This window comes from Pseudoalteromonas sp. OF7H-1, assembly GCF_022347825.1.
Taxonomy (GTDB): Bacteria; Pseudomonadota; Gammaproteobacteria; order Enterobacterales; family Alteromonadaceae; genus Pseudoalteromonas; species Pseudoalteromonas maricaloris.
This window is the reverse complement of the sequence record NZ_JAKRFX010000029.1, coordinates 42,268-50,097: the sequence shown is the minus strand read 5'-3', so window position 1 is coordinate 50,097 and position 7,830 is coordinate 42,268. Positions and strand designations below refer to the sequence as shown.

At 45.2% G+C, this 7,830-nt stretch carries 7 protein-coding genes; all 7 read right to left on the bottom strand.

The genetic code is table 11. The features are described 5' to 3' along the window. A partial coding sequence (locus MHN30_RS23230) for a hypothetical protein (protein ID WP_239361253.1) occupies positions 1–619 on the bottom strand: 619 nt, incomplete at its 3' end. Positions 620–944: 325 nt separating this feature from the next. Beyond that, on the bottom strand, positions 945–1,589 hold the full coding sequence (gene adk / locus MHN30_RS23225) for an adenylate kinase (RefSeq protein ID WP_010378026.1): 645 nt from the start codon (positions 1,587–1,589) through the stop codon (positions 945–947). Positions 1,590–1,757: 168 nt separating this feature from the next. Beyond that, complete coding sequence (gap, locus tag MHN30_RS23220; RefSeq protein ID WP_010604051.1) at positions 1,758–2,762, bottom strand: type I glyceraldehyde-3-phosphate dehydrogenase; 1,005 nt, start codon at positions 2,760–2,762, stop codon at positions 1,758–1,760. A gap of 17 nt (positions 2,763–2,779) precedes the next feature. Next, positions 2,780–3,400 (bottom strand): bifunctional 4-hydroxy-2-oxoglutarate aldolase/2-dehydro-3-deoxy-phosphogluconate aldolase, encoded by a 621-nt coding sequence (locus tag MHN30_RS23215; RefSeq protein WP_010378022.1) that lies wholly within the window; start codon positions 3,398–3,400, stop codon positions 2,780–2,782. A gap of 23 nt (positions 3,401–3,423) precedes the next feature. Beyond that, a complete protein-coding gene (gene edd, locus MHN30_RS23210) occupies positions 3,424–5,277 on the bottom strand; it encodes a phosphogluconate dehydratase (protein WP_239361251.1) in 1,854 nt (617 codons plus the stop codon). Between the two features lie 521 nt (positions 5,278–5,798). Then, positions 5,799–6,818 (bottom strand): LacI family DNA-binding transcriptional regulator, encoded by a 1,020-nt coding sequence (locus MHN30_RS23205; protein WP_010378018.1) that lies wholly within the window; start codon positions 6,816–6,818, stop codon positions 5,799–5,801. Between the two features lie 10 nt (positions 6,819–6,828). Next, the gene (gene glk, locus MHN30_RS23200) at positions 6,829–7,830 is read right to left on the bottom strand and encodes a glucokinase (RefSeq protein ID WP_039495541.1); all 1,002 of its coding nucleotides are present in this window, start codon (positions 7,828–7,830) and stop codon (positions 6,829–6,831) included.

Genomic DNA, 7,830 nt, shown 5'->3' with positions numbered 1-7,830 from the left:
CTGAGCCCGTTAGGTTGCTTACAGCGCCCGGTGTAGTATAGAAAAAAACTGGAATTGCCTGTGATCTAGACGCACAACCTCCTTGATTGCACGCTTCAACGCTATAGTAGCGATGCCCATAATTGCTCAGCTTTACGACAGTGCTTCTACCACTGCCACCATAGATATAGGTTCCGTCTTGATATAATCGATAAGAAGTAGCGCCAGACACTGCCCCCCAACTAATAGTGAGAGATTGATTTACCGGTTGGTAACTCGCAGCAGGACTCGCCACTGGTGAATATGACGGCCTAGGAGGAAGTGGCTCTCGAACGACCCTTGTTGCTCTTAAATCTACACGATTCCCTTGGTAGTCCTCACAAAACCAATGCGTCGTGTGCGCTCCTGCACTCGTGTATCGGTGCGGTCCTGAACGCCCAGAGGTAGCCCTCGGACTCGTATTTCCACTACTATGCGGATATGCCTGACAATACTTTGCCCCTTCAACATTCCAATAGAAAGTCGTGCTTTCACCAACATCAATGACTGAAGGCGACCAGCTAAACTGCTTTACACTCATTTGCGCTTTTACTTGGAAGCTTCCGAGCAACAGTACTAGCGCTAGCCTTTTGATATCCATTCTAATTTTTCCGCAATTTTAAAAACGAAGAATTGTATAGAAAATAGGGAATAAATAAAAGTCTCAATGATAACAAACGTAACAACAGTTAAGCCTAATGGAGCCATTTAGGGTTCTTGGAGGCTAAACCCAAGCGCTTACAAACGTGTCGCGAATTGACAGCGAACACCTACCCAAACGCTGAACAGGGCAAATTTACTCAGCTGGCCATAATTAACGTGGGGAATATTAAACCAGACAGCTAGAAAGGTAATAATGAGTCAATGCTCAACTCATTAATAAAAATAGAACAGGAGCCATATATGGCTCCTAATCATCGCGAATATTAACCCAATAGTTCACCTAACTGCTTGCTTACCGCATCAACAGCTTGTGTACCATCTAGTTTGTGATATTGCGTGTTACCAGCATCCGCTTCCGCACTGTAGTAGTCTACCAGTGGTTTTGTTTGCTCATGGTAAATCGCCAGACGTTTACGTACTGTCTCTTCAGTGTCGTCATCACGAATGATTAGGTCTTCACCCGTTACGTCATCTTTGCCTTCTACTTTAGGCGGGTTGTAAACGATGTGGTAAACACGACCAGAACCTGGGTGTACACGACGACCGCTCATACGCTCAACGATGATCTCATCTGCCACGTCAAATTCGATAACATGGTCAACTTTGATGCCATTTTCTTTCATTGCATCTGCTTGTGGAATTGTGCGTGGGAAGCCATCAAGCAAGAAGCCATTTGCACAATCTTCTTTTGCGATGCGCTCTTTTACCAAGCCGATAATGATTTCATCAGATACTAGTTGACCTGCATCCATGACTTTTTTCGCTTCAAGACCCAACGGAGTCCCTTCTTTGATAGCAGCACGTAACATGTCGCCTGTAGAGATCTGAGGGATCCCATATTTGTCCATTAGAAATTGAGCTTGAGTACCTTTACCTGCACCCGGCGCGCCTAGCAAGATGATGCGCATAATTGAATCCTCGTTTGGAGTTATTGGTGTTTGTGTGGTGAATTTTTCCATATACGGTGCCGATCCTCAAGGAACTTATACTAATTGATAAGGAAGAATGGCAATTTTTCCGTCAAAAACAAAAAAGCTCCGCGAGCTGCAGAGCTTTTGGTCAGAAATTAATCCTGATTATAAAAATGCACCTAGTGCTTTAACTTGGTCTAGCATGCGGCAAGAGAAGCCCCATTCGTTATCATACCAAGCCATCACTTTTACCAGCTTTCCATCTACTTTGGTTTGTGTTGAGTCAAACACTGAAGAAGCTGGATTGTGGTTGAAATCGATAGAAACCAAAGGTAATTCATTGTACTCAAGGATTGCACTCATCGCGCCCTCAGCAGCCGCTTTGATTGCCGCATTCACTTCTTCTTTTGAAGTGTCACGCTTAGCAACAAACGTTAAATCAACCAATGATACATTGATGGTTGGCACACGAACCGCCATACCATCTAGTTTGCCAGCAAGTTCAGGAAGCACTAAGCCAACCGCCTTTGCCGCGCCCGTTTTCGTCGGGATCATCGACTGAGTGGCACTACGTGCACGATATAAATCAGGGTGGTAAACGTCTGATAGATTCTGATCGTTGGTGTAGGCATGAATGGTTGTCATGCTACCTTGCTCAATACCAATAGTATCATTCAATACTTTTGCAATAGGCGCAAGACAGTTTGTGGTGCAAGATGCGTTAGAGATAATGGTTGATTCAGCATTTAGCACTTCGCTGTTAACACCATGAACAACCGTTGCATCCATATCTGTGCCCGGCGCAGATACAATCACTTTTTTCGCACCGGCTTCAATGTGTTTAGCCGCAGCTTCGCGAGAAGTGAACAGCCCAGTACATTCAAGTACGATATCAACGTTTAGCGCTTTCCAAGGAAGATTTGCAGGGTCACGCTCTTGCGTTAGCGTGATTTCATCACCACCGATGACGAGTGTGTTGTCGTTAAGAACAACTTGTTCTTGAAAGCGACCATGTACAGAGTCAAATTGGGTCAAATGCGCGTTTACGTTCGCAGGCGCGAGATCGTTGATGGCAACGACTTTGATGTCTTTATTCTGACCTGACTCGTACAGTGCACGAAGTACGTTACGACCGATACGTCCATAGCCATTAATTGCGATATTAATCATGATAACTGTCCCCTAATCTATTTTACTTCACTTGCTTGTTTCGCAAGCGCTTCAATGGCTTGCCAGTCTTTGTTTGCGATAAGTGCTTTATCAAGCATCCAAGTACCGCCCACACATACCACATTGTCGAGTGCAAGATACTTAGGTGCAGTTGCCAACGAAATACCACCCGTTGGACAGAATTTAACTTGTGGAATTGGTCCACCAATGGATTTAAGCATTGGTGCACCACCTGCAGCTTCTGCTGGGAAAAACTTTAAGAATTCAAAACCGTGACTTGCAAGCTTCATCACTTCGCTTGGCGTTGCAGCACCTGGAAGAAATGGAATACTTGACGACTTAGCCAGTTCCAATAATTCGTCATTAACACCTGGACTTACCATGAAGTCAGCGCCGGCTTCTACAGAGGCATTAAAGGTTGCCTTATCCACTACCGTACCAGTACCAACATAGGCGTCTGGTAAGGCCGCTTTAATGTCTTTTACCGCTTGCGCTGCCACCGGTGTACGAAGTGTCACTTCAAGTGCTTTTAAGCCACCATTAAACAATGCCGTAGCAAGCGGCACCGCGTCTTCGAGGTTATCAATAACGATAACCGGAACCACTGGTGCTGCTGACAATATCTCTTTAATACTCATGCTCACCCTCATTCCCACTGTTATTATTCTTCGATGCCAAATGAGCATGCGCCTTGATCTGCACTGCTCACTACGTGTCTAAATCCTGAGAATAGCTCTCGACCCGTACCAAATGTTTGCGATTGCGGTGAAAGCTGTAATTCGCGCTGTGCCATTTCTTCATCAGAAACGTGTAGCACTAATTCACCTTTTGGTGCATTTAAGGTGATCAAATCACCTTCGTGTACTTTTGCAATTGCACCACCTTCAACCGCTTCCGGCGCAAGGTGGATCGCCGCAGGTACTTTACCCGAAGCACCAGACATGCGACCATCAGTCACAATCGCCACTTTAAAACCTTGGTCTTGTAATGTAGCCATGACAGGTGTCAGTTTATGTAACTCAGGCATACCTTTCGCTTTAGGGCCTTGCTCTTTGATCACGGCAATAAAGTCTTGGTTAAGCTTGCCAGCACTAAAGGCTTCTTGTAATTCGCTTTGAGAGCTGAATACTTTCGCCGGTGCAGTCACCGTTTGGTGCTGCTCTTGTACCGCAGACACTTTAATCACCGCTTTACCTAAATTACCATTAAGTAGTTGCAAGCCGCCTTGCTTGTTAAATGGGTTTGCTACTGGGCGAAGCACTTCTTCATCCAGTGAATTCTCAGGTACTGGTACCCACTTCACTTTGGCAGGACCTTGGTTATCGCTGATGATCACATTGTTGTTGATATCCAGTAGCGGTTCCTTCGTGTAAGCATCAAGCCCTTCACCCACAATCGTTTTTACGTCATTGTGTAAGAAGCCGCCATCTCTTAATTCACGCATTAAGAAGCCCATGCCACCAGCCGCTTGGAAGTGGTTTACATCGGCATGACCATTTGGATAAATACGCGTTAATAACGGCACTACTTCAGACAAATCCGCCATGTCTTTCCAAGTGATTTGAATGCCAGCCGCTTTTGCCATTGCGACTAAGTGAATGGCATGATTGGTAGAACCACCAGTAGACAACAAACCGACCAAACCATTGATCACCGTTTTTTCACTCACGATATCCGCAAGTGCATTGCCGCTTTTACCGTCAAGTAGCTGAGTGAGCATGGTCTCAACCGCACTCGCCGTTAAGCCATCTCTTAATTCTGTGTATGGGTTGATAAACGAGCTACCAGGTAAATGAAGACCCATGATCTCCATTAGCATCTGGTTCGAGTTTGCCGTACCGTAGAAAGTACAAGTACCTGCACTGTGGTATGAAGCACTCTCAGCTTCCAGTAACTCTTCGCGGCTGACTAAGCCTTGTGCAAACTTTTGACGAATACGTGCCTTTTCTTTGTTCGGGATCCCAGATTGCATTGGACCTGCGGGTAAAAAGAAAATCGGCAAATGGCCAAAAGACAAAGCACCAATTAATAGTCCTGGGACGATTTTGTCACATACACCAAGACAGAAAACCCCATCGAAGACATCGTGTGATAATGCCACCGCTGTTGACATGGCAATAACATCACGAGAGAACAAAGACAGTTCCATGCCATCTCGGCCTTGGGTAACCCCGTCACACATAGCAGGTACACCACCCGCTACTTGTGCAGTCGCGTCAAACTTGTTTGCCACTGCTTTAATTAAATCTGGATATTCTTTATAAGGTTCGTGCGCAGACAACATGTCATTGTACGAATTGATAATTGCTAGGTTTGGTTGCTCGTCTTCTTTTAGGCGAGCCTTATCACTGCTTGAGCAAGCAGCCATTACGTGTGCTAGGTTTCCACAGCCCAGTCCCGCTCGTACGCGCGTTTGTTTTTTTGCTTGTTGGATTCGAGCTAAATAGGCTTGACGTGTTGCTTTGCTTCGCTCAATGACGCGTTCGGTGACTTCCTGAATTCGTGGATGCAACATATTACTGACTCTCTAGTGTTAGAGGAAAAAGGCTCTGCACGATTACCAGCATTCGTGGTAATCCTTGTACAGAGCTGCTTTGATTTACCCGTTCAAAGGTACGCTATCAGGTTGTCTCTCACCCCAACCTGACACCGGTGTCACTATATTTACGCATAAAGCTGACACCGGTGTCAACCCTTCTTATAAATTTAGTCTAACTTTTTAAAATGACCAAATTATAACCGCTTAAAACTTTGCCGATATCTACGGTATTAAAATCATTACCTAACTGATTTTATTAGTAATTATTATGACAAAAAGCATAATATTAATGATTGAGCGAAATCATTATTTGGTAGGGAGTTTACAATGAGCCTTAACTTGGCAACGTGACCTTCAATCACTGGGTCAGCGAGCCTGATTATCGCGACATAAATCTGCGCATTTATCTAGTCCGCAACGTTTCCCTAGTAGCTGCGAAAATAAAAAGCCCAACGGCTAAGCGTTGGGCTTTGGGGCAAGTATAAAAATTGAAAAAGTTATGAATTCGAGCGCGCTTTCGTCGACTCTCGAGTGATGAGTTTAGCTTCTAAAACTTGCTGAAACGGTGCTTCTTGCGGTTGAGATATATGCTTAATCAGCTCTTCTACCGCTATCCGAGTCATTTCTTCCACAGGTTGTGCTATCGTCGTCAAACCCGGCCAAATATGCCTTGCGATAGGTGCGTTATCAAACCCAGCAATAGATAACTGCTCGGGCACTTTGATCTCTCGCTGTGTAGCAAGTTTTAACACGGCTGCAGCCATGTAGTCATTTGATGCAAATACAGCCGTTGGTCTTGGCTCTAAGTCCAATATGGCTTTTGCACTGTCTGCACCTGAGTGATAACTAAAGTTACCTTCTGCAACTAACCGCTCTCGATATTCAATACCATGCTTTGCCAGTGCTTTTTGGTAACCAGAAAAACGATTTTCTGTGGCACTGTGATCAGGGTGACCTTTAATAAAGGCAATTTCGGTATGACCTAAATTAATCAAGTGCTCAGTTAACTCAAAAGCGCCCTGCTCGTCATTACTGCGAATTGAAATCGAGTCATCGCCTTCAATGGCAGAAGCAACGCGTGCATAAGGAATATTGCGCTGCTTTAAAAAAGCAATAAGCTCATTGGAGTCTGAAAACGGCGGAGTAAGCACAATACCGTCAAGTCTCGATGTGGTAAGCAGCTGATCAACATTGTCGATAAGGTCTTGGCCGCGCAACTCACAAGGATGTATCAATAAATTGTAACTATGTTTCTGACACGCTTCCAGCGCACCACTTTGCACTCGCGTGATATAGCTTTTTGATGGGTTGTCGTATAAACAACCGATGATAAAGCTACGATTTTGTGCCAAACCGCGTGCGATAGGGTTAGGCTTATAATTCAGCTCTTCAAAGACCTTCAGGACTTTTTCCCGCGTTGCTGGACTAACATTTGGCTCGTTATTTAATACCCGAGATACTGTCTTTTTAGACACTCCGGCATATTCGGCAACGCTATTAATAGTTACTTTTTTCATCGATTTTCCCTTAAGCCCGGCGTCGCTCATGAATACATGCAGCTGCGCCAATCAGTGGGATATTATCTTGTACCACCAAAGTAACTGGAATTTGGCTCGTGTACTGTGACATCATGCCTTTTTCGGTAAAGCGTTCAACAAAACTACTTGCTTGTAATCGCGCTTTCATCCGCGGCAAGATCCCACCACCTATATAAACACCACCTAAGGCACCAAAAGTCAGTGCTAAATCGCCAGCCACACTCCCCATCCAGTCACAAAAGTGACTCAATGTTGCGTCGCACACTTTACATTCTTTCGCAAGCGCACTGATCTGCGCCGCATTAAGATCTTTAGCTTGCTCACCACGCACTTCTGCCATGGCTTTGTAGAGTCTCGCAATACCTGGGCCCGAAAACACCGTCTCGACTGAGACATGTTGAATACTCGCGCGCAGTACCGTTAACAGCTCTTTGTCTAAGGCGGTAACCGGTGCAAGCGAGATATGTCCCGCTTCACAGCTCATCACCGCGCTGCCGTTAATATCTCTAGCAAGACAAGCAGCACCAAATCCAGTGCCAGGACCCATTACGCCGATATTTGCACCTAATTCAGGCTGGCCTTGCTTAATCACTAGGTTTTTCTCTAGTGCTAAGTAGGGCGCCGCATAGGCAAAGGCAGCAAAGTCGTTGATCACGGCAAGTTCGGTAAAATCGAACTGGGCTTTGATGTCTTCGGAATTAAAATGCCAACCTAAATTAGTTAAATGAACTTGCTGAGATTTGATAGGACCGGCAACCGCGAGACAGGCTCGGCTTGGCTGCGCAACAGGTAGCTCAGTTAAATATTTTTGGATAGCGGATTCAAAAGACTGGAATTCAGCACTAGGAAAAGTGGCTTGATGCGTAATTACAAAATGGTTAGTTCGCGTATCAAAATCTGACACGATTGCAAATCTGGCGTTTGTTCCCCCGATGTCGGCAACGACAATCGGCTCAAACGGCACGGATGAATGGCTTGTTGTCTGGCTCAT

Coding starts and splice junctions, on each gene's coding strand:
- adk (WP_010378026.1), bottom strand. CDS start 1,589: ATGCGCATCATCTTGCTAGGCGCGCCGGGTGCAGGTAAAGGTACTCAA.
- gap (WP_010604051.1), bottom strand. CDS start 2,762: ATGATTAATATCGCAATTAATGGCTATGGACGTATCGGTCGTAACGTA.
- MHN30_RS23215 (WP_010378022.1), bottom strand. CDS start 3,400: ATGAGTATTAAAGAGATATTGTCAGCAGCACCAGTGGTTCCGGTTATC.
- edd (WP_239361251.1), bottom strand. CDS start 5,277: ATGTTGCATCCACGAATTCAGGAAGTCACCGAACGCGTCATTGAGCGA.
- MHN30_RS23205 (WP_010378018.1), bottom strand. CDS start 6,818: ATGAAAAAAGTAACTATTAATAGCGTTGCCGAATATGCCGGAGTGTCT.
- glk (WP_039495541.1), bottom strand. CDS start 7,830: ATGAGCCAGACAACAAGCCATTCATCCGTGCCGTTTGAGCCGATTGTC.